This window comes from Bradyrhizobium sp. (assembly GCF_019242285.1).
Classification (GTDB): Bacteria; Pseudomonadota; Alphaproteobacteria; order Rhizobiales; family Xanthobacteraceae; genus Bradyrhizobium.
The window spans coordinates 1-26,312 of record NZ_JAFAVV010000955.1 but is presented as its reverse complement, the minus strand read 5'-3'; the positions used below and the strand labels follow the sequence as shown (position 1 = coordinate 26,312).

Sequence of the window (26,312 nt, the reverse complement as noted above, 5' to 3'; positions counted from 1 at the left end):
TCTCGGCGAGCTGAGTGGATCGTTTGGTGAGCGGCCTTGACCGAAGGTTGTGGCCCGCATGAGCGCAGCGACATGCGGGAGCGTGCTTGCCGAAGGACCCGGATATCGCTCCGCTCATCCGGGCTACGACTCGTGGGCTGTAGCCCGCATGAGCGCGAGCGACATGCGGGATCGTGCTTAACCAAAAGGACCCGGATATCGCTTCGCTCATCCGGGCTACGACTCGTTCTGTAGCCCGCATGAGCGCAAGCGACATGCGGGATCGTGCTTAACCAAAGGACCCGGATGTCGCTCCGCTCATCCGGGCTACGACTCGTTCTGTAGCCCGTATGAACGCAAGCGACATGCGGGAGCGTGTCTGCCAAAAGACCCGGATATCGCTTCGCTCATCCGGGCTACGACTCGTTCTGTAGCCCGCATGAACGCAAGCGACATGCGGGATCGTGCCTGCCGAAGGACCGGATGTCGCTCCGCTCATCCGGGCTACGAGTTCTCCAGTTTCGCGAACAGCGCCTCGATGACGGCGCGCTGGCCCTTGGTGATCTTCGTCAGGGCTTGCTTTCTGCCGAACCATGCGGCGCGGTCGGCTTCCGGAAATTCCGCGGTGCGGCCCGAACGCGGCGGCCATTCCATCGTGAATTTGTTGCTCCTGAACGCCGAGAGATCGAACGCGCCCTCGACCGCCCAGGCGTGCACGAGCTTGCCGCCGGCCTGCTTGAACACGCCCAGCGCGATGAACGGCCCGGTCGGCGGCGCTTGACCGGTTTCCTCCTCGAACTCGCGCCGCGCGGCGGCGAGCGCCTCCTCGCCGTGGTCGAACAGGCCCTTCGGGATCGACCATGCGCCCTCGTCCTTCTTGGCCCAGAACGGTCCGCCGGGATGCACCAGCAGCACCTCCGCTGCGCCGTCCTGGCGGCGATACATCAACAGGCCCGCGCTCTGCCTGGGCATGCGTAGCTCACCTACCGCGCCAGCGATGCCACGCCCTCGATCTCGATCAGCATCTTCGGATCGGGCAGCGATGCGACCACGCAGGTGGTGCGTGCCGGAAACGGCGCCGGGCCGAACGCGTCGGCGTAGAGCCGGTTCATCGTCGCCACGTCCGATGCGCGCGTCAGCAGCACGTTGACCTTGACGAGATCGCGGAAGCTCGCGCCGGCCTCGTCCAGGATGCGCGTGATGTTCTTCACGACGAAACCGAACTGCGCCTCGAAACCATCGGGCAGGCCGCCCTGGTCGTCGAAGCCGGGAATGCCGGAGATGAACAGGAGATCGCCGGCACGGGCGGCGAAGGAGAGCGGCGGCGCCTTGACGTGCGGCGGGGCGGGGAAGTGCTGGATCGGCATGTCGTATCCTCTATCTCTTGGGGCACGCCAGCTTAGTGGCATCGGGGTGGGTTGCCAGCCCCGGATTTGCCGCTGCCCGCCTTCAAACCGCCGCGAGCACCCAACATGTCCATGGGCCGGCAGGGCTGAATGCCTTCTGGATTTGGCCTCGCCGATCCGGCATGGTCCGCGCGCCTGCCAGACATCATTTGGGGAGATCGATCCATGAAGATTGCATCCGTTGCTCGCGCGGCGCTGGTCGTGCTCTTAGCCCTTGCGGGCGTCACCTGTGCCCATGCCGACGAGGGCTATGTGTCGCTCGTGATCTACAAGGGCGGCTGGATCATCGGCGGCTCCGGCGGCAGCGGCGTGCTCAATTTCCACGGCCGGCGTTATCCGCTCTCCACCGGCGGCCTCGATTACGGCCTCGTTTTCGGCGGCTCCAAGACCATCCTGCGCGGGCGTGTCAGCAATATCTACTATCCGTCCGACGTCGCCGGCGTCTATGGCGCGGCCGGAGCCGGCATTGCCGTCGGCCGCGGCGTGCGCGGCATCGTGCTGACCAATCAGAAGGGCGCGGTGCTGGAACTGTCCGGCACCCAGGTCGGGCTGATGGCGAACGCGGATTTGAGCGGGCTTGCGATCACGATACGGTAAGGGTAGCCCGCATGAGCGATAGCGGCATGCGGAACGGTTGGTGACCCGGATGTCGCTTCCGCCTTCGCTCTTGGAGCTATGGCGGACAGGTCGCTGATCCGGACTACGCCGGTACACGACTGGCAACGAAGGCGGGTTTCGCTCGCGCGCGACCCGCCCTACGCTGCTTCTCGGCGGCAAACGATTCGGGCGGTTCTGCGACGCCCGGCCGCAAGAACAAGGGCAAGAACAATGGCAAGAACAATGGAGAGGGTGCCGATGAAGCTGTCGCTCATTCTGCGCGCTGCGCTGGTTGCGTTCGTGGTTTGCATCGCCGGCTCCGCCGCCCGCGCCGACGAGGGCCAGGTGACGCTCGTCATCTTCAAGGCCGGCTGGTTCGTCGGCGGCTCCGGCGGCAAGGGCGTCCTGACCTTTCGCGGCCATACCTACGCCCTGACCACCGGCGGGCTCGACTATGGCCTCGTGTTCGGCGGCTCGCAGACCACGCTGCAGGGCCGCATCCGCAACATCCGCCAGCCCTCGGACATCGAGGGCGTCTACGGTGCGGCCGGCGTCGGTGTCGCGTTCGGCGCCGGCGTGCGCGGCATCGTGCTGACCAATCCGAACGGCGCGGTGCTGGAATTGGCCGGTAAGCAGCTTGGGCTGATGGCGAATGTGGACCTCAGTGGGCTTGCGATTCACTTGAATCAGTGAGCAGTCGCAGGCGTAGGGTGGACTAAGGCGCGCAAGCGACGTGCCCACCATTGTCTCGACAGCATCGCTTTTGGATGGTGGGCACGCTTCTATCTCTGCGTGGCATGCATCGGTGCACGGGGCCGCTTTGCCCACCCTACGCGCTGCTACGCTCATCCGTCACATGCGCCGCCAATTCCTGCCACGGCCGGATCGACCACGCCCCGGAGGCGGCGCCCGACGGCGAGGCCAGCACGAAGATCGCGGGCAGGCCGTCGCATGGCGGCTGCCGGCCGAGCGTGATCTTCGGCGTCGGCTTGCCGTAGAACAGGCTCGCCGCCTTCTTGCTGGTGAACGCGATCGTACCCGGCGCGTGGCGCCGCATCTTCGCGGCGAAGCCCGCGACATCGACGCCCGCCTTCAGCGCGACATGGTCCATGCCGGCGCCCGTCTTGCACAGGTCGGTGAAGCCGATGCCGAGATCGAGCAGCGCAGGAAACTCGTGCGGCTGATAGCGCCGCGGGGTCAGTCGGACCTCATGCAGCGTGCGCCAGAAGCGGTTCTGCGGATGCGCGTAGTAATGCCCGAGCGCCGCCGAGCGCTCGCTCGCCGCGGTGCCGACGAAGACGAGACGCAGGCCGTGCTTGAGCTGATCCGGAAGGCGGTCCATGGCGAATAGGTGAAGGGCAACGCCGATGCGGGTCAAGCCCGCACCCCGCGAGCGTCAGCGAGACGCGGGATGTTGCCTCCGAAACACGAAGAGAAGCGCGAAGATTGTTAAAGGCCATGCCACTGCGCCAATAAGAGCCGCTACTGCAGTTAGCAGTGTGGACGATGCTTCCATCATTTCATCTGATCAGCAAAGTCGAAGTTGCAAGTGATATATCGGAAATCATTAGTAGGTTATTGCGAGGCGTCACAAAATGCAATCAAGAATTGCAGGCGGCCAGTGGCTCTCTTGCCATGGTTCGCAACAAGCAAGTAGCCCGCATGAGCGAAACGACATGCGGGACGGGTTGCCCCGGATGTCGCTTTCGCTCATCCGGGCTACGCATGCTGCGGCATTATCGCGCCGGCTCCTTGCTTAGTTCTTCGGTTGCGACCGACTCGGCAGGCCTGGTCGAGCGGACCATCAGAAATGTTCCCGAGAGCGTCGTGCCAGGCAGCTTCCACCGCCCATCGATTTCGGTCGCCTCGGCATTGACCGAGCCCTCGTACAGCACCGTGTCGTAGCCGTAGCCGGGCGGTTCGTAACGTTTGACGAACGAAACCGCACTGCCGGATCGAGAGCCCGCAATCGAAGCGTTATGGGTGCTCAATGGGCAACCAGGGATCATGCAAGGCTCGGTCACGTTCCCTCCGAGCGCGCCACCGGACTCGATGAGCGTCGCCAGGAACGTGACCATTCCAGCATTCGGCTGAACGAAGGTGCCGTCCCAGACACCGGTCAGACTGTCGGTCATTGCGAGCCCGCGTCCGGCGCTCACAACACCCGATTGCTCTCCTTCACCTTCTCCGCATCGAGATACACACTCCCGCCCATCTCCCTGAACTTGGCGCTCATCTGCGCCATGCCGTCTTCGATCGTGCCCTTCATCGACATCCCGACGCCGGCCGGATCGTTCAGCGTCGCCGCATAGTCCCGCACGTCCTGGGTGATCTTCATCGAGCAGAATTTTGGGCCGCACATCGAGCAGAAATGCGCGACCTTGTGGGCTTCCTTCGGCAGCGTCTCGTCGTGGAAGCTCTTCGCGGTGTCGGGATCGAGGCCGAGGTTGAACTGGTCGACCCAGCGGAAGTCGAAGCGGGCGCGCGACAGCGCGTCGTCGCGGAGCTGGGCCGCGGGGTGGCCCTTGGCGAGATCGGCGGCGTGGGCCGCGATCTTGTAGGTGATGACGCCGGTCTTGACGTCGTTGCGGTCGGGCAGGCCGAGATGCTCCTTCGGCGTGACATAGCACAGCATGGCGCAGCCGAACCAGCCGATCATCGCAGCGCCGATGCCTGACGTGATGTGGTCATAGCCTGGCGCGATGTCGGTGGTCAGCGGGCCCAGCGTGTAGAACGGCGCCTCGCCGCACTCCTTGAGCTGCTTGTCCATGTTGATCTTGATCTTGTGCATCGGCACATGGCCGGGGCCCTCGATCATGACCTGGCAGCCCTTGTCCCACGCGATCTTGGTCAGTTCGCCCAGCGTCTCGAGCTCGGCGAATTGCGCGCGGTCGTTGGCGTCGGCGATCGAGCCCGGACGCAATCCGTCGCCGAGCGAGAACGAGACGTCATACTTGCGCATCAGGTCGCAGATCTCCTCGAAATGGGTGTAGAGGAAGCTCTCCTTGTGATGTGCCAGGCACCACTTCGCCATAATGGAACCTCCACGAGAAACTATGCCGGTGACGCGGCCCGCGGTGAGATGGATGTAGGGCAGGCGCACGCCGGCGTGGATGGTGAAATAGTCGACGCCCTGCTCGCACTGCTCGATCAGCGTGTCCTTGTAGAGCTCCCAGGTGAGCTGCACCGGATCGCCGTTGCACTTCTCCAGCGCCTGGTAGATCGGCACGGTGCCGATCGGCACCGGCGCGTTGCGCAGGATCCATTCGCGCGTGGTGTGGATGTTACGCCCCGTCGAGAGGTCCATCACGGTGTCGGCGCCCCAGCGGATCGCCCACACCATCTTGTCGACCTCTTCCTCGACCGACGAGGTCACCGCCGAGTTGCCGATATTGGCGTTGATCTTGGTGAGGAAGTTGCGGCCGATGATCATCGGCTCCAGCTCGGCATGGTTGATGTTGGAGGGGATGATGGCGCGGCCGCGCGCGATCTCGCTCCGCACGAACTCCGGCGTGATGAAGGCCGGCACCGACGCACCAAAACTCTCGCCGTCGGCGAGCGCTGCCTCGGCGCGCTCGAGCTGTTGCTTGCGGCCGAGATTCTCGCGCTCGGCGACGTAGATCATCTCCCTGGTGATGATGCCGGCGCGGGCGAATTCGAGCTGGGTGATCCTGTGGCCGTCGAGGCCGCGCAGCGGCTGGTGATAGGCGCTGAACGCACGCGCAGCCTTGTCGGCGGAGACGTTGCCGTTGTCCTCCGGCTTGATGACGCGGCCCTGATAGTCCTCGACGCCGCCGCGCTCCCTGATCCAGGCGGCGCGGTGGCGCGGCAGGCCGGCATTGACGTCGATGGTGACGGCCGGATCGGTGTAGGGACCGGAAGTGTCGTAGACCGGCAGGTTCGGCTCGCCGGCGCCTTCGGAGAGCATGATCTCGCGCAAGGGCACGCGCAGGTCGGGCGCGCCGTCAGGGGTCGCAAAGATCTTGCGCGAGGAGGGCAGCGGACCGGTGGTGACGGCGGGGGCGGTGGTATCCGGATTGGAGCGAATGTTCATGGGATCCTCCTTATCTCGATTTATCCGTCATTCCGGACGGGCCGCCGCAGGCGGAACGATCCGGAATCTCGAAGTTGTTGCGCGAGATTCCGGGTTCGCGCTTCGCGCCGCCCGGAATGACGGCCGTTGTTGGCGGCTGGCGTTGTGTCTCGTCTCATGCCGCCTTCACTTCCTCGCCCAGCCATTGCCGCACGCGCGCGTCGGGGTCGGCGTTCTGGGTGACGTCGGAGACGACGGCGATCGAATCGGCGCCGGCTGCGAAAATCTCGGCAGCCTGTTCGAACTTGATGCCGCCGATCGCGACCAGCGGGATGTCGCCGACGCGCTTCTTCCATTCCGTGATCTTCGCGATGCCCTGCGGCGCGAAGCGCATCGACTTCAGCGTGGTCGGGAAGATCGGGCCGAGCGCGACATAGTCGGGTTTTGCGGCAAGCGCGGTCGCAAGTTCCGCATCATCATGGGTCGAAAGGCCGAGCGTCAGCCCGGCCTCGCGGATCACCGCGAGATCGGCGTCGGCCAGGTCCTCCTGACCGAGATGCAGGTGCTGTGCGCCCGCGACGATCGCAGCGCGCCAATAGTCGTTGACGACGAGTTTCGTCGGCGTGCCCTTCGTCAGCTCGAGCGCGTCGGTCACGATCTGCAGCGCGTCGCCGTCGTTGAGATTTTTGGCGCGCAATTGGATCGTGCCAACGCCGAGCTTTGTCAAACGCTCGACCCAGGCGAGCGAGTCGACGACAGGGTAGAAGCGGTCAGGATACGGCATGCCAGAACGGAGTCCCGATCACAGGGGTGGAGGGGGAGGCGAAGTCGCGCGCTTCCATCAGCCCGGCTTCGTAGGCCGTGCGGCCGGCCTCGACGCCTTGGCGGAATGCGCCGGCCATCGCGACGGGGTCGGCGGCCTTGGCGATCGCGGTGTTGAGCAGCACCGCGTCATAGCCGAGCTCCATCGCTTCGGCCGCGTGCGAGGGCGCGCCGAGGCCGGCATCGACCACCAGCGTGACGTCGGGCAGGCGGTCGCGCAGCAGTTTCAGCGAGTCGCGGTTGATGATGCCGCGCGCGGAGCCGATCGGCGCGGCCCAGGGCATCACTACCTTGCAGCCGGCCTCGACCAGGCGCATCGCGACGGAAAGGTCTTCCGTGCAATAGGGAAAGACTTCAAAACCGTCATTGATGAGAATGGTCGCCGCCTCGATCAGGCCGACCACGTCGGGCTGCAACGTGTCGTTGTCGGCGATCACCTCGAGCTTGATCCAGCTTGTACCGAACAATTCGCGCGCGAGCTTCGCCGTGGTCACCGCGTCGCGCACGCTGCGGCAACCCGCGGTGTTCGGCAGCACGGTGACGTCGAGCTCGCGGATCAGTTTCCAGAACGCGTCGCCGGTCTTGCCGCCGGCGGCTTCGCGCCGCAGTGACACCGTGACGATCTGCGCGCCGCTGGCGCGGATCGCGCCCTGCATGATCGCCGGCGACGGATACAGCGCGCTGCCGATCAAGAGGCGGGAGGAGAAGGTCTTGTCGTAGAAGGTCAGCATCGATGTCTCCGCGAGTTGCGGTGTGCTCCCTCGTCCCGCTTGCGGGGAGAGGGCTGGGGTGAGGGGCTCTCTCCGCGAGTGCGCTCGTTGAGAGAGCCCCTCACCCGATCGCTTCGCGATCGACCTCTCCCCGCGAGCGGGACGAGGTGAAGGAAAGAGCGAGCCGTGACGGCAAGCGACACCATCCTCCTCACCCTCCCTGCCTCGGCGTGATGATCTCGATCTCGTCGCCGCTGTTGAGCGCCGTCTCGGCCCAGCGGCTCTTCGGCACCACGTCGTAGTTCACGGCGATGGCAAAATGCGTGCCCTCATAGTCGAGCTCGCCGAGCAGCGCGCCGATATTGGCAGATGCGATCTCGCGCTCCTCGCCGTTGACGATCACGCGCATCGCATCACCTCGTTGTCGATCTGGCCGCGGGCCACATAGTTCAAGGTCAGTTCGGCGAGCGCCGGCGCGATCAGGAAGCCATGCCGGTAGAGCCCGTTGACGTGGATGCGCTCCTCGGCATCGATCGTGATGCGTGGCAGGTTGTCGGGAAAGGCCGGCCGCAGGCCCGAGCCGAACTCGACGATGCGCGCTTCGGCAAAGGCCGGATGCACCGCGTAGGCCGCGCCGAGCAGCTCCAGCGCCGAGCGCACGCTGACGCCGGTATCCTCGGCCTCGATCGACGTCGCCCCCAGCATGAACAAATGGTCCTCGCGGGGGATGACGTAGAGCGGCCAGCGCGGATGCATCAGGCGCACCGGGCGCGACAAGGAAATCTCCGACGTCTCGACCAGGATCAATTCGCCCTTGACGCCGCGCAGCTCCCGCTCGCCATCGCGTGCGGCAAGCCCGCGGCAGTCGATCACGACGCCGTCGAGCTCGTCCGCGCGGACGTCGCTGTCGAACCTGATGGCGCCGCCGGCCGCGATGATCTTCTCGTGCAATTTCGGCAGCACCCGGCGCGGCTCGACATGGCCTTCGGCGGCGAAGAACAGGCCCTCGCGGAAACGCCCCGCCAGCGACGGCTCGAGCGCGGCGACGCCGCGCGCGTCGAGCCGCTGATGGCCGGAGGTGAGACGCGCGAAACGCTCATAGTCCGCGCGGTCGCGCGGATGCGCCAGCACCAGCGAGCCGTTGAACGGTGTCTCCGGCAGTTCGCGCCGCCACAGGTCGAGGGCGCGCAGGCCCAGGCGGCTGATCACCGGCTCGGAGGCCTCGGCCTCGCACCAGGGCGCCAGCATGCCGCCGGCCCAATGGCTGGTGGACAGCGTCATCGTGGCGTCGCTGCGCTCGTGCAAGGTCACGTCGCGTCCGGCCTGCGCGAACAGCAGCGCCTGCCAGGCGCCGGCAATGCCGGCGCCGATGATGGAAATCGGGGAATCTCCCCGAGGACTCTTGTCTTGGTACATCCCTGTCCCTTCGCCGGCATGACCCGGATCAGGTTCAAAGGGTCACCGCAAGCAGCGGTTTCTCAGCTCCTCCTCGGAGCTCCCCTCGGAACGAACGCAATGTAGGCAGATATGCCGGCGTGTCAACGCGGCGGAATGGGAGCGGCAGCATACGATGCAGCGCAGCATCGCTGCCGCCCGGGCGGCAGATGGCGACGCTCGGCGCGTACTACTTGTCGTCGGCCTGTTCGGTCGTATCAGCTTGATCGGTAGGCTTTTCGGCGATCTCGCGCGGCGCGGCCGTGCCGGGCGGCGGCTGCGGATTGCCGGATGATTCCAGCACACGGCCGGCGGCGAGCTCCTGCCGCTGGCGCTTCGCGATATCGTAATACCCGCTCGCATATAAACGCATGGCGCGATCGTGGTCGCCATTGGCGGCGCGGTAGGCGCCGCCAAGGTATTTCATGCCATAGGTCAGGTTGGTCGAGGGGTCGCGCAGGCCCTTTTCGTCGCCGCGATAGCCGAGGCCCCGGGCGGTGCCGAGCTTGATCTGCATCAGCCCGATGCAGCCGCCATGGCCGATCAGCTCCGGCTGGTAGCGGCTCTCGCGCAGGATCACCCGATGCGCCAGCGCTTCCGGAACCGCGTTCGCCCTGGCATGGGCCCGGATCATCGCATCGAGCTGGCCATGGCCGGCGTGCGCGAGCGACGGGGCGACCGCGAGTCCGAGCCAGAGTGGCGTGAGCAGGCGTCTCATGTCAGGCAGGTCCCCCGAGGTGCCCGCGCAGGATTCGCGGTTAACGCTTTACGCAGGCCAATTGAAGCCGTAGCCCGGCAAAGATGTGGCGAAATTCCGGATTTCGGCTCTTATCCGGCATGGCACGGTTTACCTGGAATTATGCACGGCCGTGGTTCGATCGGCCGATTCATCCCCAGGTCTGCTGCCCGAAGTCCGCTGCACCATGTCCCTGTCCGCCGTCACGTCCGCCGAAGCCGACAGAGCCCGGCGCGCGCCGCTGCCGCTCTGGGTCGGGGTCGCCGTCTATGTCCTCCTGGTCGTGGCCGGCAATCATCTGCTGATCGATCCCGACAGTCTGTGGCAGGTCACGGTCGGGCAGTGGATCATCGACCACCGCGCGGTGCCCGAGAGCGACGTCTATTCCTTCACCATGGCCGGCCAGCCCTGGATCTCGACCCAGTGGCTGGCGCAGGTGCTCTATGCCGAAGCCTACGGGCTCGCCGGCTGGAGCGGTGTGGTGGTGCTGGCGGCCTCAGGCGTCGCCACGACCTTTGCGCTGCTCGCGAACATCCTCGCCCGCCGCCTCAACGCCACCGCGACCCTGGTGTGCCTCAGCACCGCGCTGGCGCTGATGATGCCGCATTTGTTGGCCCGCGCGCACGTATTGGCGATGCCGTTCCTGGTGCTGTGGATCGGCGGACTGATCGAGGCCGCCGACCGGCGCACGGCGCCGTCGCTTTCGCTGCTGCCGTGGATGGCGCTGTGGGCCAATCTGCACGGGGGCTTCGTGTTCGGCCTGTTCTTCATTGCGCCCGCAGCGCTCGATGCGCTGGTGAGCGCCGAAGCGAGCGTGCGGAGAGGGCTTGCGCTGCGCTGGGCCGCCTTCGGCCTCGCCGCGCTGCTCGCGGCCTGCTGCACGCCCTATGGCTGGAACGCGATCCTCGCCTCGCAAAAGATCCTCGCGCTCGGCGGCGCGCTGCCGCTGATCATGGAATGGCGGCCGATGGATTTCGGCAGCGTCGGGCCGTTCGAGATCTGCCTGCTGCTGGGCACTGGACTCGCGCTGCAACGCGGCGTGACGTTGCCGCCGGTGCGAATCCTCATGCTGCTCGGGCTGTTGCACATGGCGCTGTCGCAGGGGCGGGCCGCCGAGGTTTTGGCGCTGGTCGCGCCGATGATCCTCGCTGCCCCCTTGGCGCGTCAGATCGCCGGCAGCGAAGCTGCTGCGCCGCATCCGTCGGCGCCGCGGCGCAGCGTGCTGTATGCTTGCGCTGCGATCGTGCTGATGGCGGGAACGGCGGCCTATGGCGCCGTCGCGCGCTTCGCACCGAACCTGCATGGTTCGCCGGTCAGGGCGGTCATCGAGCTGAAGAAGCTCCATGTCGACCACGTCTTCAACGACTATGATTTCGGCGGCTATCTGATCGCCAACGGCGTGCCGACCTTCATCGACGGCCGCACCGAATTGTTCGGCGAGAAGTTCTTCGTCGACCATAACGCCGCCTCCGGCTTGATGGAGCCGGAGAACCTGTTCCGCCTGCTCGACGCATATGCAATCGACGCCACGCTGCTGCGCACGCAGAGCCCAGCCACCAAGCTGCTCGACCACATGGATGGCTGGCAGAAGATCTATGCCGACGACATCGCGACCATCCATCTGCGTAAGCCTGATGCCATGCATACAAGCGGGCCTCTGGTGCAGCCGACGGCCCGCGCTGACCATTAAATTCAGCGGCGCCGGCGAATCCGTCGTGCAATTGACCAAGTTGGTTGTATAACGCGCATAGTAGTGGGGCGTGGGTGTTCCGGCAGCAAGGCTGTCTCGTTCTCGATCGAGCAACCAATAAAAGCCAAAGGGAGTGCGTCCATGGACCGAACAGGTTCCACCGATCTACCCCGGCAAAATCCCTGTGCGCAATGCGGCCAGCCGATCGCGTTTCCGGATTGGGTCGAAGCCGTGCCCGGCGGCGCGACCGCCTATCTCTGGCATTGTCGCGCTTGCAACTATCGCTTCGAGGCGGTGGCGTATTTCAGCGAGTCCGAAGCCGAGGCGAGGTCCCTCGCGGCTTGATCTTCCTCACGCGGCTTGGCGCTCGCGCTCTGGCCGCTGCGGAAACCGCAGGCGGGCCACCGGCCCGTGCGGCTCGCGGTCGTGCAGCGACAATTCGCCACCATGGGCGAGTGCGATCGCCTGCGCGATGGCGAGCGCAAGTCCGAAGCCGGTGGCGTCGTCCATGTTGCGGGCGCCGTCGCCCCGCACGAACGGCTCCAGCATCGCCGCCTTGTGCGCGTCCGAGATGCCGGGGCCGTCGTCGGCGACCTCGATGGTTATCCGCTCGCCGGCGACCGTGAGGCCGAGCACCACGTCGCCGCCGAACCGCACCGCGTTCTCGACCAGGTTGGTGACGCCGCGGGCGAGGTCGTCCGGACGTGCCATCGCCATGGCATGGCGCGGCCCGATATGGCTCACGCAATGGCCCATGTCGGCGAACTGCTCGCGGCGGCAATCCGTATCGCGAACGGAACCGGTTGTGAGTTCCAGGTCGGTTCCCTGAGCGGGGCGCTTGGAACCCGCCATGCCGCCATGCAACCTCGAAATCGACACGAAGCGCCGGAACCGCACCTGCAGATCGCGGTTCTCTCATCACCGATTCTGGATCAGGGAGAACCACGATGTTAGCTAAATATGTCACGACCGGCCTGGTCGGTTCGTTGATGCTGGCGGGCGCGGCGTTTGCGCAGCAGCCGACGACGACCGCCGACAAGGCCGATACCAAGGCCGCCAGCACCACCAGCAGCTCCTATCAGGGCGACTGGCGTGCGTCGAAGATCGCCGGGCTTTCCGTCTACAACGAGAAGAACGAGAAGATCGGCTCGATCAACGATCTGCTGATGGACAAGAGCGGAGCCATCAAGGCGGCGGTGATCGGCGTCGGCGGCTTCCTCGGCATGGGCGAGCATCTCGTCGCCGTGTCGTTCGACAAGGTGAAGTTCGTCGACACGCCGGTTCCGGCGTCGACCGCCTCTACCGCGCCGGCGGGCGGCAGCACCACCACGGGCTCGACCGCCAATCCGCCGACGACCACGTCTTCGACCAGCATGTCGAAGTCGAACCCCTGGTACCCTGATCACGCCGAGTTCAATGCCACCAAGGACGAACTCAAGGCCATGCCCGAGTTCAAATATTCGAACGAGTAAGGCGGCTCGATCACTCGGCTTGATGAAGACGCGCCCGGTCCCGGCCGGGCGCGTTTTGTTTTGTGCGATGCTCCCTGCTAGGCTCGAAAGCGGCAGGAGCACCTGCTGCCTGCCGCTTCAGACCGAACGGAGGACGTCATGAGTGAGAGCGTCTACAAGGTCATTGAGCTGGTCGGTACCAGCAAGGACTCCTGGGAGAAGGCCGCGGCAGCCGCGGTCGGCAGGGCCTCGAAGACCCTTCGCGATCTTCGCGTCGCGGAGGTCGTCGAGCTCGACATGCAACTCGATGAGACCGGAGGGATCGAAGCCTATCGCGCCAAGCTCAAGGTCTCGTTCAAATTCGAAGGCACCTGAGAGCAGGTAGGGTGGGCCAGGCGCAGCGTGCCCACCATCGGGGCATCACATTCGCTGAGGAATGGTGGGCACGGGCTCCGCGCGATGCGAAGCATCGTCGCGTTCGCGCCTTTGCCCGCCTGCGACTACGAAACTTCGTGCTCAATTCGTCTTCACCAGCGGGCAGCCGCCCTTGTCCAGCGGACGGAAGGCTTCGTCGCCGGGCACGGTGGCGAGCAGGTTGTAGAGGTCCCACTCGCCCTTGGACTGTTCGGGCTTCTTGACCTCGAACAGGTACATGTCGTGCACCATGCGGCCGTCGATGCGGATCTTGCCACCCTTGGCAAAGACGTCGTTGACCGGCATGGCGCGCATCTGCGCCATCACCTTCGGCGCCTCGTCGGTGCCGATCGCCTCGATCGCCTTCAGATAGTGCAGCGTCGCGGAATAGAGGCCGGCCTGGATCATGGTCGGCATGTGGCCGACGCGGTCATTGAAGCGTTTCGAGAACGCACGGGTCTCGTCGTTCATGTCCCAGTAGAAGCCGTCGGTGACGATCAGGCCCTGGCTCGCCTTGATGCCGAGCGAATGGGTGTCGGTGATCTCCTGCAGCAGCGCGATCATTTTCTGGCCGCCCTGCACGATGCCGAACTCGGAGGCCTGCTTCAGCGCGTTCTGGGTATCGCCGCCGGCGTTTGCCAGCGCCACCACCCTGGCCTTCGAAGCCTGGGCCTGCAGCAGGAAGGAGGAGAAGTCGGAATTGTTCAGGGGATGGCGGACGTCGCCGAGCACCTTGCCGCCGCTCTCCTTGACGACGTTGGCGGCGTCGCGCTCCAGCGCCATGCCGAAGGCGTAATCGGCCGTGATGAAGAACCAGCTGTCCTCGCCGCGCTTGACCATCGCCTTGCCGGCGACGTTGGAGAGCGCATAGGTGTCGTAGGTCCAGTGCACCGTGTTGGGCGAGCAGGCCGGGCCCGTGATGTCGGAGGAGCCGGCGCCGGAATTGATGTTGATCTTGTTCTTCTCGCGCGTCAGCGCCGAGACCGGCAGCGCGACCGAGGAAGTCGGCACGTCGAGGATCGCGTCGACCTTCTCGTTGTCATACCAGTTGCGCGCGATCTGGATGCCGACATCCGGCTTGTTCTGGTGGTCGGCGGAGATCACCTCCACCGGCCTGCCCTTGACCTTGCCGCCATAGTCCTCGACCGCCATCTGCACCGCGGCCAGCGATCCCTTGCCGGTGGCGTCGGCATAGAGGCTCGACATGTCCGTGAGCACGCCGAGCTTGACGACATCGTCGGAGATCTGGGCGTGGGCTGTGCCGTTCAAGGCGGCGAGCGCGAGGCTCGCCGCGAAGGCGGTCACGAGGGGTTTCATGGCTTTCTCCCGAGGGCTTTGACAGCTTCTGTTCGGGCGAGGTTCTAGCCGCATTCGCGTGGGGCCGCAAAGCCGAGGAAGCCGGTATATTTTGCTGCCTTCCAGGAACGTTTGCCACGCATCGAAACGGCTATGGTCCCGGCAGTCTCGTCAGGCGGACGTTCACCGTGCCGTCGGCTTCCATGATCACGCGTAGCGTGTTGGCGTCGAAGGCGATGTCGGCGAGGCGGAGCTCGTTGATGTTGGCCTCGACCTTCAGGCCGTCCTCGTTCTTCTGGAAGGCGGCGACCGCGTCGGCGATCTGCTTCTGCGCGGTGGCGGCGAACGGCTTCAGGTCGACGATCGTCCTCGCATAGAGCGCCTTCTGCAACTGCGGCATCGCCGCGCGCGCCGCGGTGCCGAGCAGCCCCTCCGAATCCACCGTGAGCTGGATGTCGCCGAGCCTGAGCGTCTGCGCGACCGGATCGAGCAGCGGCTTGCCCCAGATCCGGATGATGGCGTCGCCGCCGAAACCGAACAAGCTTTCCTTCTCCCTGGCGTGCACGTCGAGCGAGATCAGGAGCCGCTCGCCGGCCGGCGCGAGACTCGCGTGCTTCACCTTCACGTCGACCGGGCCCGATCCATCCTCCGGGAAGGTCCGCCCGGCGAATTCGCTGTTGAGGATCTGGTTGAGGTCGGTGAATGGCAGGTCGACCGGGACGGCGATGCCGACGCCGCCGGTGGTCGGCGGAATGATCGTGATCTTCTCCGGGAAAGGACAGTCGGGCCGGGTCTCGGCCGCGGTGATCCGCGTCTCCGCCTCGATGCCGATGATGGCCGTCACCGCCGAGGCACCGAGCGTCGGCTGCGCCGCGATCGCCTTGGTCGGCTTGATCTCGAGCCATATTGCCGGCATCGACGCCGCGGGGTCCGCGCTCCGCAGCAGCACCGAGCGGCAGATCTTGGACCATTCGTTGCGCGCCGCGCGCTCGAACGACCGGTCGGAGCGGATCCGCTCGCCGACCGCATTGATCTGCTCGGCCACGGTCTTGTCGATCATCGGCTTGATCTGCGCCGGCAGGTTGACCTTTGCGCCGGCCACCACAACGCTCGAATCGTTGAGCGAGACCTGCGCGCCGAGATTCGGTTCGACGAACCATCCCGCGGCGAGCTTCGGCCGTGCATTGATGACGACGTTGCCCTTGAGCTCGGCATTGGCATTGAGTGATTTGATGTTGATGCCGCCGATCTTGCCGGCCGCGGACGCGCCGAGCAGGCCGGCGATCGCGTCATTGACCTTGTCGTTGGTCTTGGCCGACAGTGATCCCGTGACATTGAGCTTGCCGGAGAGCGGGGTCGAGAACGACAGCGTGTCCTGGGCGCCGGTCACGGCGATCGGCCCGCGCGACGCGGTCCAGCCGACGTCGGCATTCTGCAGCACCGCCGTCGCGGGATGGTCGGTCTTGCCGGCGAAATCGCGCGGCGCGCTGCGCTCGGCGGCGTCGCGGATCGCTCCAAAGGTGATGGTGACGGGCGCCACGACGAAGGAGCGGCGCGAGGCCGGGGGCAGCGGCGACATCTTGGCAAGCTCGGGCATGGGAGATGTGCTGCGCGAAAACCAGTCCATTGCCGTCAGGCTGATCGCGAAGAACAACGTGAGCAGCACGCCGCCGATCACGACGACCTTCAGCCGCGTCATGATGAAGAGGGGTTCAAACCGCTTGGCCGGCTGGCTGGGTCTGAACCGTGTCGGTTTCGGATCGCGCATCAAGGTCCCGGGCTCATGAAAGCCCGCGACACTACAGGGCGCGGGGGCGCCGCGCCAGCACGGGACATTTCACAAAAAAGGCGCGTTCCATTCCCAACAAAATGGCCCCGGCAAGACGCCGGAGCCTGTTTCCGCCCTTTCGAGGTTGCGAAGTCTCGATGTCAGCGAACGACGCCGAGATCGGCGCGGCGATCCATCGGCAGCACGACCACCTTGGTGCCGACGTCGACGCGCGAATACAGATCGCTGACGTCCTCGCTGGTGAGGCGGATGCAGCCGGACGAGACGTGGCTGCCGATCGTCTCCGGCGCATTGGTGCCGTGGATGCGATAGACCGTGCCACCAAGATACATGGCGCGCGCGCCGATGGTGCCGCGCGCCTCGTGCGTCGCGTAGCTCACGGTCTGGCGGCCGAAGCGGGCGGGCAACTGGAACGGCGCGGCCTCGTCCTCGATTGGCGCGGCCTCGGTGGCGGGCGGCGGAGCGGCCGGGCCGGCGGCGCCAACAGCAATCGGAACGGGAAGAGCTGCGCCTCGGGCGCAGCGACCGCGGCGCCCGAAAAGGCGATGGTGCCGATCGCGAAAGCACCGAGGGTTGCACGGCGAGAGCTGGCCAGACATGCGCGGAGATTGAGCATCGGTCGTCCCCCTGATCGCCTGATCGGCGCCATTGGACAAAATCACTACCTGGGGAGGTTTCGGGACGTTTGCACCGGCTCCGGAAGTCGGTTTGGAGTGTTTCATGACGGTTTCGCGACATAGGAAGCGGGCAACGCCCCCAAAAAGATTGTTTGACAGTTCGATGAAGTCACACGCTTGAAATATCAATGTCCGATTTTGCGCCGGAATCAGGAATCACTCAACCGAGCCCGGATTTTGAACATGCGGACATTGATCGCGACCGATGCCTGGCACCCGCAGGTGAACGGCGTGGTGCGCACCTTGACGTCGCTGGCGCGCGCAGCGGCGAATCTGGGCACGCAGATCGAGTTCCTCACCCCCGACGGATTTCCCTCGTTCGGCGTGCCGACCTATCCCGGCCTGCGGGTGGCTTGGCCGAACCGGCGCGAGATCGCGCGACGAATCGACGCGGCGTCTCCGGATGCGATCCATGTCGCGACCGAAGGTCCGATCGGCTGGGCGGTGCGTGCCTATTGCCTGCGCAACAAGCTGCCGTTCACGACCTCCTACACCACGCGTTTCCCGGAATATGTCGCCGTTCGCACCGGCATTCCGGCCGCTGTCGGCTATGCCGTGCTGCGCCAATTCCACAATGCCGGCGCGGTGACCATGGTCGCCACCAACTCGCTGAAGCAGGATCTCGCCGCGCGAGGCTTCAGGAAGCTCGGCTTCTGGACCCGCGGCGTCGACACCGAGCTGTTCCGGCCCGATGAGCCGGCATTGCTCGATTTGCCGCGGCCGATCTTCATGACGGTCGGCCGGGTCGCGGTGGAGAAGAATCTCGACGCCTTCCTGTCGCTCGACCTGCCGGGCTCGATCGCGGTGATCGGCGACGGCCCGCAGAAGGCCGAATTGGAACGCCGCTACCCCAAAGTTCATTTCCTTGGGGAAAAGAAGGGCAAGGATCTGGCGTCCCATGTCGCTGCCGCCGACGTTTTCGTCTTTCCGAGCCTCACCGACACGTTCGGCGTGGTGCAGCTCGAGGCGCTCGCCTGCGGCGTCCCGGTCGCCGCCTTCCCGGTTACGGGCCCAAAGGACGTGATTGCCGACCGCCCGATCGGCGCGCTGGACAACGATCTGCGCAGCGCCTGCCTGCGCGCGCTCGGCATGTCGCGCGAGGCCTGCCGGGCGTTCGCGCTCGAACATTCCTGGGAGAGCAGCGCGAGGCAGTTCATCGGCAATCTGGCCGCCTTGCAGCCGAGCCGCCCGCTGCGGCCGGCGCAGGTGGTGGCGAAGCGAAGCCCGGCGCACGGCTGAACACCATCGTTGCAACCAAACAACAAACGAAGCGAGTGATAGTCCAATGGCACAAATCGTAAAGCTCGACGGCACGAGGCAGATGGATTTCGACCGCGAGATGGTCGAGCAGGCCTACGACCGCTGGGCACCGATCTACGACCTCGTGTTCGGCGGCGTGTTCAGCAAGGGCCGTGACGCCGCGATCCAGGCCACCAACAAGATCGGCGGCCGGGTGCTCGAGGTCGGCGTCGGCACCGGCATCTCGCTGCCGCTCTATTCGCCGAAGCTGCGCATCTTCGGCACCGACATTTCGGAGGCGATGCTGAAGAAGGCGAAGCAGCGTGTCGCCGAGAGCGGCCTGCGCAACATCGAAGGGCTCGCGGTGATGGACGCCGAGAAGCTCGAATTCCCCGACAATTCCTTCGATGTGGTGATGGCGCAATATGTCGTCACCGCTGTGCCGAACCCCGAGGTCGCGCTCGATGAGTTCGCGCGCGTGCTGCGGCCGGGCGGCGAATTGATCATCCTGACCCGCGTCAGCGCCGACGCCGGCATGCGCCGCTTCATCGAGCAGACGCTGCAGCCGGTGGTGCGCCGGCTGGGCTTCCGGACCGCCGAGTTCGCCTGGTCGCGCTACACGAAGTGGCTCGCGGACGCCAAGAGCATCGAGCTGGTCGAGCGCCGGCTGATCCCGCCGCTCGGCCATTTCTCGCTGGTGCGCTTCCGCAAGGTCGAGGTCGCCGCCGCGGCGTAGGCCGTCGCGGCCCAGGCGTCAGGCGGCGCGGTCAACCACGCCTTTCGCCCCGTCAAGCTTTTTAGAGGATTTCGAAGGTGAAAGTTATGTGACATTATGATGATGTCACATTACCTACATCGAATCTCTGTATTGGTCGCCTCGACTCAATTTTGGGGAGCAACATGATCAAGCACTTCGTGGAGCAGCTGCGCATCCAGCGCTGGGATGACCACCGCTACTACCATCACAGCCGGATCAACCAGAGCCTGCACTTCGTCAGCGCAGTGAGCTTCATGATCGGCTATGTCATGATGTATTTCGATCCGATGGTGTCCGCGCTGATCGGCTGGCTGGTCTCGATGACCTCGCGCCAGGCCGGGCATTTCTTCTTCGAGCCGCGCGGCTACGACCACCTCAACCACGCCACCCACGAGCACAAGGAAGACATCAAGGTCGGCTACAACCTGCGCCGCAAGGTCGTGCTGATGGCGATCTGGGCGCTGTCGCCCGTGGTGCTCTATGCCGATCCGACGCTGTTCGGCCTGCTCACGCCCTGGGTGTCGCCCGCCGACTTCGTCCGCGAGGTCGCCAAGCTCTGGCTGGTGATCGGCCTCGGCGGTCTCCTGTTCCGCGGCGTGCAGCTCTTCTTCATCCGCGATGTCGAGACCGGCCTCGTCTGGATGACCAAGATCGTCACCGACCCCTTCAACGACTTCAAGCTCTATCACAAGGCGCCGCTGGCGCTGCTCCGCGGCGAACTGATCGACCCGGGCCTCGATATCCTCGAGCACCAGGGCCTGGAGGAGCAGCACGCCTGACGCGGCCGGAACGGCTGTGATTTTCGCGATGGCCGGGCTCGTCCCGGCCATCGGTGTTTATGAGGTGATGAGCTTGATCGAGGCTTGTCCGGCGATTGCGGTCTCACCCTCCCCTGGAGGGGGAGGGTCGGTCCGCAATCGAGCGGAGCGAGATCAGGACCGGGGTGGGGTGACAGCCTCTCCGTATCAGACAGTGTCCCCGCGGAAGCATCACCCCACCCCGGCGCACATTTCGCTGCGCTCATGTGCGCCGACCCTCCCCCTCCAGGGGAGGGTGGCAACGGGGCTACCGCTTGAAGCGGCTGCGCAGCATCTCTTTCAGGATCTGGCGGCGGATCGCCTTGTCGGTCAGCGCGGCGTCGTGCCACCACCAGCCGTCCTGCTGCATCTTGGACGCAGCCGTCACGAAGCGGTTGGCAACCTCGGCGAAATCGGCGTCGCTGTAGTTCAGGCTGAAGATCAGCCGCCCGGTGCCGACCCAGCTCAAGGCGAGCCCCTCGGCGCGCAGGTAGTATTGCAGCATCCAGTTGTAGCGCGACGGCTCGGTGTAGGAAACCGTCCAGATCGAGGACAGATTTGCCACCCGCACCGGCAGCTCGGCCTTCGCCAGCATCTCGTTGAGCTGCTTCGTCCGCCCGTTCCACAATTCGTCCAGACCGTTGTAGATCGCGCGGAAATTCGGGCTCGCGAGCCGGCTCAGGAACTCGTCCATCGCCGTCATCACGTAGGGATGCGAGTTGAAGGTGCCGCGCGCGAAGCAGACGTCGGCCGGCGCATCGTCGCGGAAGCGCCGCATCAATTCCTTGCGGCCGCAGACCACGCCGATCGGCAGGCCGCCGGCGAGGCTCTTGCCGTAGGTGACCATGTCGGCCTTGACGCCGAAATATTCCTGCGCGCCGCCGGCGGCCAGCCGAAAGCCGACGAACACCTCGTCGAAGATCAGGACGATGCCGCGCTCGGTGCAGACCTCGCGCAGCGCCTTCAGCCATGCGGTATAGGCCTCGCGATCGAACCCGCCGCGGCGCGAGGAATCCACCAGCGCCGAATCGCTCGGCGCGTTGGCGTTCGGATGCAGCGCCTGCAGCGGGTTGACCAGCACGCAGGCGATGTCGCGGCGCGTGCGCAGCACATGCAGCGTCTTCTCGCTCATCTCCGAGAGCGTATAGGTCTCGTGCGGCGACACCGGGTTGCCGATGCCGGGCTGCACGTCGCCCCACCAGCCATGATAGGCGCCGGCAAACCGCACCAGGTGGCTGCGGCGGGTGTGGTAGCGCGCAAGCCGCACCGCCTGCATCACGGCCTCGGTGCCGGACATGTGGAACGAGACCTCGTCGAGGCCGGAAATCTCGGTCAGCCGCTTCACGTTTTCGGCAACGGCCGGATGATAGGCGCCGAGCACCGGGCCGAGCGCGTGCGCGTTCTTCTCGCCGATCTCGATGCATTCCTTGTAGAAGTCGTTGCCGAAGATGTTGACGCCGTAGGAGCCGGTCAGATCATAGAACTCGTTGCCGTCGAGATCGGTCACCGTGACGCCGCTCGAGGCCTGCAGGAAGCTGCCGGCGCCGAGATTCTCGCGGACCAGCCGGCTGTACTGGAACGGCACCCGGTAGGCCTGGGTGAACTGCAGGTCGGAGATGCGGCCGGCGGCTTCCGCCGTCATCTGCCGGCTCTTGGCGAAGCGCTGCTGGAAGTGTGCGGCGAGCCGGAAGAAGCCGTCCTGGCGCTTGGTCGCTATGTCCGGCGGCGCGGCGTCGGAGCGGAAGAAATCGCCGATGTCGAATTCGTAGAACGGGATCAGCCGCGCTATCCGGCGCGACATCTTCGAATGCCCCGACAGCGACCGGTGTTTTGCGCGCGACAGCTCGATCCGCGCCTTGACCTTGGGGGCAACCGCTGCGGTCACGGCGACCGCGCCGGCGGCGAGCGAAAGAATCGGTATTGATGTATCCATGACCCAAAGCGCTAACCGGAGCTGCTGACAGATTCATGACAGTCAAGAGCCTCATCGCCTCCCTGACGGAACAGGAAGACCTCAATTTCCTGCTGACCAACCGCGTGCCGCGCGCGGCCCTCACCCGCTTCATGGGCTGGTTCTCCAAGATCGAGAACCCCTTGGTGCGGGACTTCTCGATCGGGCTTTGGCGGCTGTTCTCCGACCTCGATCTGTCGGAGGCCAAGGAAACCCATTTCAGGAGCCTGCACGCTTGCTTCGTCCGCGAGCTCAAGCCGGGCTTGCGGCCGGTCGATCTCGGCCCTCATGTGGTGGTCTCGCCCAGCGACGGCATCGTCGGCGCCTGCGGCACCGTGCGTGACGGTGAGCTCTACCAGATCAAGGGCGCGCCCTATGCACTCGCCGACCTGCTCGGCGATCCCGCTCTGGTCGAGCAGCACCGCAATGGCCGCTACGTCACGTTGCGGCTGACGTCCAGCATGTATCATCGCTTCCACAGTCCCCACGACGGCCGCATCGAGCAGGTGACACTGATCCACGGCGACACCTGGAACGTCAACCCGATCGCGCTGAAGCGGATCGAGCGGCTGTTCTGCAAGAATGAGCGCGCGGTGATCCGCACGCGGCTTGCCGGCGGCGAGGCGCTGACCCTGGTGCCGGTGGCGGCGATCCTGGTTGCCAGTATCCGGCTGCATTTCCTCGACCGCGTGCTGAACGCGCAGACCACGGGGCCGACGGTATTCCCCTGTGACGTCGAAGTGAAGAAAGGTGATGAGCTCGGCTGGTTCGAACACGGCTCGACCATCATCGTGCTGGCGCCCGGCCATTTCGAGCTCTGCGACCATGTGCAGGAGGGCCACAGGATCCGCGCCGGCGAGCCGCTATTCAGGAACCCTTTGGTATGATCTCGATTTTGTCCTCGTGGGGAGTTACAAAATCGATTCAAACCCGAATGTGTGGAATCTGTGATGGCAAGAGCGCCAGTTCTGGCGGCGGGGGGCATCGTGATCCGGCGCCAGCAGCCGCCGCTGATCGCCGTAGTGCGTTTACGCAAGCGCGATGAATGGGTGCTGCCGAAGGGCAAGCTCGACGACGGTGAGACCGCGAAGGCAGCCGCGCGGCGCGAGGTGCTCGAGGAGACTGGCTACAACGCCACGATTCAGGAATTTCTGGGCACGCTGGCCTTTGATGTGGGCGGCCGTTGCAAGATCGTGCACTACTGGCGGATGGAGGCCAGCGGCGATCCCGTCCGCCCGCTGATGCACGACGTCCGCGAGGTCGACTGGCTGCCGCTCGACACCGCGCTGGCGCGGCTGTCGCGCGGCTATGAGCAGGCTTTCCTGGCCCAGGTCGGGCCGCTGGCGCTGGCGGCGATGGCGCGCAGCCGTATCGGCGCCAAGCCGAAGCCGGCCGCGCCGAGGAAGCGCCGCGGACCTCCCGCAATCACACCGGAGTCGCCGCTTCCCGCGATGCTGCCCGTGCCATTGCCGGTCGAGGCGGAGCTTGCGCCAATGCCGCGTGAGGACATCCCGGCCGAGATGCCCGAGGTCGAGGCCGCCTCGATCGAGGCGTCGTTGGTCGACGCCGCGCCTCTGGACTTTCCGGTCCCGGAGCTCGCGACGGAGGCCGAACTGTCGGAGGTCGACGTCATGCTGGCCGAAGCGATGGCGGAGGCACCGGTGGCCGAGATGGCGGGGGACGGCGAGGACGCGCCGGATCGGACCGCGGCAGAAACCAGCCAACCGGTCGAAGCCGAACGGCGGTCGCTCGCGCAACGCGTCAGGGAATGGCTCGGCCGCGCGGCGTGACGGCGGTATGCGCCAGCGCGCCGGCATCGCCGGGCGCTGGTGATGCACCCGCGATCATGGCCGAGATGCGGGGCGCGCACGCCTCGCATCGAAGCGCGAGATCGAGCCGAGGTGCTTATGCCGTGGAAGCGGCGCTCCCTCCACGCCATCGCGACGAGAGATCGAGCGACTGTCCTGCGGGCGACGCGCTACCGTTCTTTCTCGCGCTTGCCTTTCGGTGGCGGTTGGCGGAGCGCGGGCCGGCCGGCGAAACCGGGACGCTGCAATCCAGGACGTTGGAAGCCCGGGCGAGACGCGCCGGGTACACCGCCGGGCAGTGCGCCTTGACGCGGTGGCAGTGTGGGCGCTGCCGGTGTGCCGGGCCGTCGGCCTCGTTCTGGACCTTGACCTGAGCGTTGCGATTGGCCCGGCTGTCCGGGTTGATTGGATTGCGGCCGCTCGCCCGGCCGTGGCGGTTGGCCGGGCGCGCCCGGCTGTTGTGCTGCGGGTGGATTCTGGCCTGACCGTTGACCAGCCGCGCCCGGTTGTCCCGGCGCCTGGCCTTGCCGGTTGTTCGGCGCACCGGGTTGCTGCTGGCCGGGCCGGTTCGGCGCGCCGTTGGGCGGTTGTTGGCCCGGACGGTTCTGGCCTGGCTGTCCGTTCGGCCGCTGTTGACCGGGTTGGTTACCGCGGTTCGGATTCGCGCCCGGCTGCCCCGGCTGATTGCCGCGGTTCGGCGTGTTGGCGCCCGGCGGCCGGCCTGCCGGGTTGTTGCGGTTGAAGTTCGGATTGGCGCGGCGGAAGGCGCGCTGCTCGGTGACGATCTGGCGGCCGGTGGTCTGCGCGGCATGGAGCTGCGTGACGAAACCGCGGTCGCGCGCCACGTCGCGCGGCGAGATCGTCAGCGGCACAGCGGCGAAGCGCGCGCCGCCGCCGGCGCCCGGACGGATCGTGAAGCCGCTCGCGCCTTGCGTCAGCGAGCCGAGCCGCACGCCCTGGCGGTCGTTGACCTCGATGTGACCGACCCGTCCATCGGCGTCCGGATAGAGTTTTATGGCGACATTGTTGGCGTTCGCGGCGGTGGCGCCTTCCGGCACCTCGACGAGCCCGGTGGTGCCCCGGATGCCGAGCGTTGCCGTCGGCGTCGTGATCTTCATGTCGCCGGTCTTCGCCACCGCGGCGGCGACGAAGGCGACCGTCCCCTTGGCGATGTCGAAGGCGCCGGCATTCTGCTTGCCGTTCGGGTCATAGACATAGGTGTCGATGGTGATCTTGGCGTTCGCCGACAGGCGGAAGGTGGTGTCGTCGTTGAAGGTGATGCTGAGCGCGGCGCCGGTCGAGGTCTGCACCGTGTCGTTGAGATAGATGTCGTCCTTGACCTTGAGCGCAACCGAGTTCTTGTTGCGGATCACGGTCGCCGTGCCGCTCAACGTCGCCACGTTGCCGATCGGATCCGGCTGCGCGTCCTGCGGAGTGGTGGCATCGGGCGCCGCCGGGGCTTGCGCGGGGTCCTCCGGAGGTGTCCCCTGGGCCTGCGCGAGCCGGATCGGTCCTGGCACAGCGCCATCGGCTGCGAGCGGCGCATCACCTCGACCGGCGGGCGCTGGCCTGGCAAGCGCAGCTTCCGCGCCCGCGACCACGAAGCAGCCGATAAGCGCCAGCGCCAACCAGAGCCGAAACGGTGACATGATGAAAATCCGCCCCAGAAAGCCGCCCCAAGAATCGCGGCCGTCGGACTAGAACGCCCTGCCGCTGAACCGCGGGTGAATATCGCACACGGCCGAGATCGTAAGCGCCACGCGTCCGAATCCTGCCGGGCGTGTCTTTCGTCTTGAACCGCGATTCAGAATGCAAAAGCCCCGCGACGACGCGCGGGGCTTTGACGTGCAACGGATCGGAGCTCAGCTCACGCGCTTCCAGGTCTGGCCGCCGCAGAACAGGCCGCCGAAAGCGCAGCCCTGGACCTTGAGCGTGTTCGGTCCGCGCATCGCGATCGTCGAATCGTAGGTGCGGCCGCTGTCGGGATCGTGGATCTTGCCGGTCCATTTCGAATCCTGCGGCTTCATGTTGATCAGGATGCGCTCGCCGGAATCGGCGGCGTAACCGCAGAGATTGCCGCCGCAGGCCTCGATGCGGACGTTGCCCTTGCCGTCCTCGGTCGACCACACGCCGAGCGGCGTGGTCGCCGGCGTGGCGGACGCCTGCGGCTGCGAGGCGGCGGTGGGCGCTTGCTGCGCCGTCGGAGCGGGCTGCGCCGTCGGTACGGCTGCGGATTGCGGGGCGGCTGTCACGGCCGGCGTCACGCTGCTGCCGGGTACGACGTCGTGCAGCACCGGCGCGGGCGTGCTTGCGGCGACGGTCGTGGCCGGCGCCGGCGCGCTCGATGCGGGCGGCGGGTTGCTTGCCGCGGGAGCCGCGGTCGCCGCCTGGGCGGTCGCCGGGGTGGCCGGCTTCGGCGCGGGGACCGGCGCGGTGCTCGCGACATCATCGTCGTCGTCATGGCCCTTGGACTTCAGGTTCTTCAGGTTGAGGCCCGGTGCGTCGACCTGGATGCAGGACAGCGAAGCGCAATTGTGCGGCGCCTGGATGTGTATCGTCTGGCCGTCGATCTGAAAGGAGAGGGAGTTGCCGGCATGGGCTGCGCTGCTGGCCATCAGCAGGGCGGCGGCGAGGTACAGCGTCTTCATGTGAGGCTCCATTCGCGGGGCTTGTCGTTTCGCTGGAGACTGTAGGCACGCCGCCTCGCTCGCTCTGTGACCGCGGTC

Annotated in this window: 26 protein-coding genes, 2 pseudogenes and 1 riboswitch; of the genes and pseudogenes, 11 read left to right on the top strand and 17 right to left on the bottom strand. The window is 66.1% G+C overall.

The window, feature by feature from the left end; all coding sequences use genetic code 11:
* Nucleotides 1–483 precede the first annotated feature (483 nt).
* Both JOY90_RS39190 and JOY90_RS39185 read right to left on the bottom strand, forming a co-directional pair.
* Nucleotides 484–951: an NUDIX domain-containing protein gene (locus JOY90_RS39190; RefSeq protein ID WP_291696435.1), complete on the bottom strand. Its 468-nt coding sequence runs from the start codon at nt 949–951 to the stop codon at nt 484–486.
* Between the two features lie 11 nt (nt 952–962).
* Entirely contained in the window at nt 963–1,346 is a 384-nt protein-coding gene (locus tag JOY90_RS39185) for a RidA family protein (protein WP_291696434.1), read from the bottom strand.
* Nucleotides 1,347–1,550: 204 nt separating this feature from the next.
* Between JOY90_RS39185 and JOY90_RS39180 the strand changes: the two genes are divergently transcribed.
* Together JOY90_RS39180 and JOY90_RS39175 are read left to right on the top strand one after the other, a co-directional pair.
* The gene (locus tag JOY90_RS39180; protein WP_291696433.1) at nt 1,551–1,982 is read left to right on the top strand and encodes a hypothetical protein; all 432 of its coding nucleotides are present in this window, start codon (nt 1,551–1,553) and stop codon (nt 1,980–1,982) included.
* 258 nt (nt 1,983–2,240) lie between these two features.
* Nucleotides 2,241–2,675 (top strand): hypothetical protein, encoded by a 435-nt coding sequence (locus tag JOY90_RS39175; protein ID WP_291696432.1) that lies wholly within the window; start codon nt 2,241–2,243, stop codon nt 2,673–2,675.
* A 136-nt stretch (nt 2,676–2,811) separates the two neighbouring features.
* Here JOY90_RS39175 and JOY90_RS39170 read toward each other — a convergent pair whose 3' ends face one another.
* From JOY90_RS39170 to JOY90_RS39135, 8 genes are all read right to left on the bottom strand, one after another.
* Nucleotides 2,812–3,324: a mismatch-specific DNA-glycosylase gene (locus tag JOY90_RS39170; RefSeq protein ID WP_291696431.1), complete on the bottom strand. Its 513-nt coding sequence runs from the start codon at nt 3,322–3,324 to the stop codon at nt 2,812–2,814.
* 394 nt (nt 3,325–3,718) lie between these two features.
* Nucleotides 3,719–4,117, bottom strand: coding sequence for a hypothetical protein (locus tag JOY90_RS39165; RefSeq protein WP_291696430.1), 399 nt, complete (start codon nt 4,115–4,117; stop codon nt 3,719–3,721).
* Nucleotides 4,118–4,137: 20 nt separating this feature from the next.
* On the bottom strand, nt 4,138–6,036 hold the full coding sequence (gene thiC, locus JOY90_RS39160) for a phosphomethylpyrimidine synthase ThiC (RefSeq protein ID WP_291696429.1): 1,899 nt from the start codon (nt 6,034–6,036) through the stop codon (nt 4,138–4,140).
* A gap of 154 nt (nt 6,037–6,190) precedes the next feature.
* A complete protein-coding gene (locus JOY90_RS39155) occupies nt 6,191–6,799 on the bottom strand; it encodes a thiamine phosphate synthase (protein ID WP_291696428.1) in 609 nt (202 codons plus the stop codon).
* Complete coding sequence (locus JOY90_RS39150) at nt 6,786–7,568, bottom strand: thiazole synthase (protein ID WP_291696427.1); 783 nt, start codon at nt 7,566–7,568, stop codon at nt 6,786–6,788. Before JOY90_RS39150 ends, JOY90_RS39155 begins: the two co-directional genes overlap by 14 nt.
* A gap of 190 nt (nt 7,569–7,758) precedes the next feature.
* Nucleotides 7,759–7,956 (bottom strand): sulfur carrier protein ThiS, encoded by a 198-nt coding sequence (gene thiS, locus JOY90_RS39145; protein ID WP_291696426.1) that lies wholly within the window; start codon nt 7,954–7,956, stop codon nt 7,759–7,761.
* Nucleotides 7,947–8,963, bottom strand: coding sequence for an FAD-dependent oxidoreductase (locus JOY90_RS39140; RefSeq protein WP_291696425.1), 1,017 nt, complete (start codon nt 8,961–8,963; stop codon nt 7,947–7,949). Before JOY90_RS39140 ends, thiS begins: the two co-directional genes overlap by 10 nt.
* A riboswitch (TPP riboswitch) is annotated at nt 8,951–9,059 on the bottom strand. It overlaps the preceding gene by 13 nt.
* 112 nt (nt 9,060–9,171) lie before the next feature.
* Nucleotides 9,172–9,699 carry a lytic transglycosylase domain-containing protein gene (locus JOY90_RS39135; protein WP_291696424.1) on the bottom strand — a complete coding sequence of 176 codons (528 nt, stop codon included), beginning with the start codon at nt 9,697–9,699 and terminating at the stop codon, nt 9,172–9,174.
* Between the two features lie 205 nt (nt 9,700–9,904).
* Between JOY90_RS39135 and JOY90_RS39130 the strand changes: the two genes are divergently transcribed.
* Nucleotides 9,905–11,407, top strand: a complete 1,503-nt coding sequence (locus JOY90_RS39130; RefSeq protein ID WP_291696423.1) for a hypothetical protein — start codon at nt 9,905–9,907, stop codon at nt 11,405–11,407.
* Between the two features lie 141 nt (nt 11,408–11,548).
* Nucleotides 11,549–11,752: a hypothetical protein gene (locus JOY90_RS39125; RefSeq protein ID WP_291696422.1), complete on the top strand. Its 204-nt coding sequence runs from the start codon at nt 11,549–11,551 to the stop codon at nt 11,750–11,752.
* A 6-nt stretch (nt 11,753–11,758) separates the two neighbouring features.
* Here the strand turns inward: JOY90_RS39125 and JOY90_RS39120 are convergent.
* Nucleotides 11,759–12,175, bottom strand: a pseudogene (locus JOY90_RS39120) (sensor histidine kinase); the annotation flags it as partial.
* Between the two features lie 179 nt (nt 12,176–12,354).
* Here JOY90_RS39120 and JOY90_RS39115 point away from each other — a divergent pair.
* A complete protein-coding gene (locus JOY90_RS39115; RefSeq protein ID WP_291696421.1) occupies nt 12,355–12,879 on the top strand; it encodes a PRC-barrel domain-containing protein in 525 nt (174 codons plus the stop codon).
* 138 nt (nt 12,880–13,017) lie between these two features.
* A complete protein-coding gene (locus JOY90_RS39110) occupies nt 13,018–13,233 on the top strand; it encodes a dodecin family protein (protein ID WP_291696420.1) in 216 nt (71 codons plus the stop codon).
* 141 nt (nt 13,234–13,374) lie between these two features.
* Here the strand turns inward: JOY90_RS39110 and JOY90_RS39105 are convergent, their stop codons facing one another.
* The 3 genes and pseudogenes from JOY90_RS39105 to JOY90_RS39095 form a co-directional block, all read right to left on the bottom strand.
* Nucleotides 13,375–14,589 (bottom strand): ABC transporter substrate-binding protein, encoded by a 1,215-nt coding sequence (locus tag JOY90_RS39105; RefSeq protein WP_291696419.1) that lies wholly within the window; start codon nt 14,587–14,589, stop codon nt 13,375–13,377.
* Between the two features lie 130 nt (nt 14,590–14,719).
* Nucleotides 14,720–16,267, bottom strand: coding sequence for a DUF4403 family protein (locus JOY90_RS39100; protein ID WP_291696418.1), 1,548 nt, complete (start codon nt 16,265–16,267; stop codon nt 14,720–14,722).
* Between the two features lie 230 nt (nt 16,268–16,497).
* A pseudogene (locus JOY90_RS39095) lies at nt 16,498–16,973 on the bottom strand (L,D-transpeptidase).
* Between the two features lie 244 nt (nt 16,974–17,217).
* Between JOY90_RS39095 and JOY90_RS39090 the strand changes: the two are divergent.
* The 3 genes from JOY90_RS39090 to JOY90_RS39080 all read left to right on the top strand — a co-directional run bounded on the left by JOY90_RS39090 (nt 17,218) and on the right by JOY90_RS39080 (nt 19,809).
* Nucleotides 17,218–18,273, top strand: coding sequence for a glycosyltransferase family 1 protein (locus JOY90_RS39090; RefSeq protein ID WP_291696417.1), 1,056 nt, complete (start codon nt 17,218–17,220; stop codon nt 18,271–18,273).
* Nucleotides 18,274–18,319: 46 nt separating this feature from the next.
* Nucleotides 18,320–19,009, top strand: a complete 690-nt coding sequence (locus JOY90_RS39085; protein ID WP_291696416.1) for a class I SAM-dependent methyltransferase — start codon at nt 18,320–18,322, stop codon at nt 19,007–19,009.
* Nucleotides 19,010–19,173: 164 nt separating this feature from the next.
* A complete protein-coding gene (locus JOY90_RS39080) occupies nt 19,174–19,809 on the top strand; it encodes a hypothetical protein (RefSeq protein WP_291696415.1) in 636 nt (211 codons plus the stop codon).
* 286 nt (nt 19,810–20,095) lie between these two features.
* Here the strand turns inward: JOY90_RS39080 and JOY90_RS39075 are convergent, their stop codons facing one another.
* Nucleotides 20,096–21,760 (bottom strand): aminotransferase class III-fold pyridoxal phosphate-dependent enzyme, encoded by a 1,665-nt coding sequence (locus JOY90_RS39075; RefSeq protein WP_291696414.1) that lies wholly within the window; start codon nt 21,758–21,760, stop codon nt 20,096–20,098.
* Between the two features lie 35 nt (nt 21,761–21,795).
* On the opposite strand from JOY90_RS39075, the gene asd reads away from it, so the two are divergent.
* Nucleotides 21,796–22,665, top strand: coding sequence for an archaetidylserine decarboxylase (gene asd, locus JOY90_RS39070; protein WP_291696413.1), 870 nt, complete (start codon nt 21,796–21,798; stop codon nt 22,663–22,665).
* 63 nt (nt 22,666–22,728) lie between these two features.
* A complete protein-coding gene (locus JOY90_RS39065) occupies nt 22,729–23,568 on the top strand; it encodes an NUDIX domain-containing protein (RefSeq protein ID WP_291696412.1) in 840 nt (279 codons plus the stop codon).
* Between the two features lie 188 nt (nt 23,569–23,756).
* On the opposite strand, the gene JOY90_RS39060 is transcribed toward JOY90_RS39065, so the two are convergent.
* Nucleotides 23,757–25,235, bottom strand: coding sequence for a FecR domain-containing protein (locus JOY90_RS39060; protein ID WP_291696411.1), 1,479 nt, complete (start codon nt 25,233–25,235; stop codon nt 23,757–23,759).
* A 213-nt stretch (nt 25,236–25,448) separates the two neighbouring features.
* Nucleotides 25,449–26,234 (bottom strand): DUF2147 domain-containing protein, encoded by a 786-nt coding sequence (locus JOY90_RS39055; RefSeq protein WP_291696410.1) that lies wholly within the window; start codon nt 26,232–26,234, stop codon nt 25,449–25,451.
* Nucleotides 26,235–26,312: the final 78 nt, after the last annotated feature.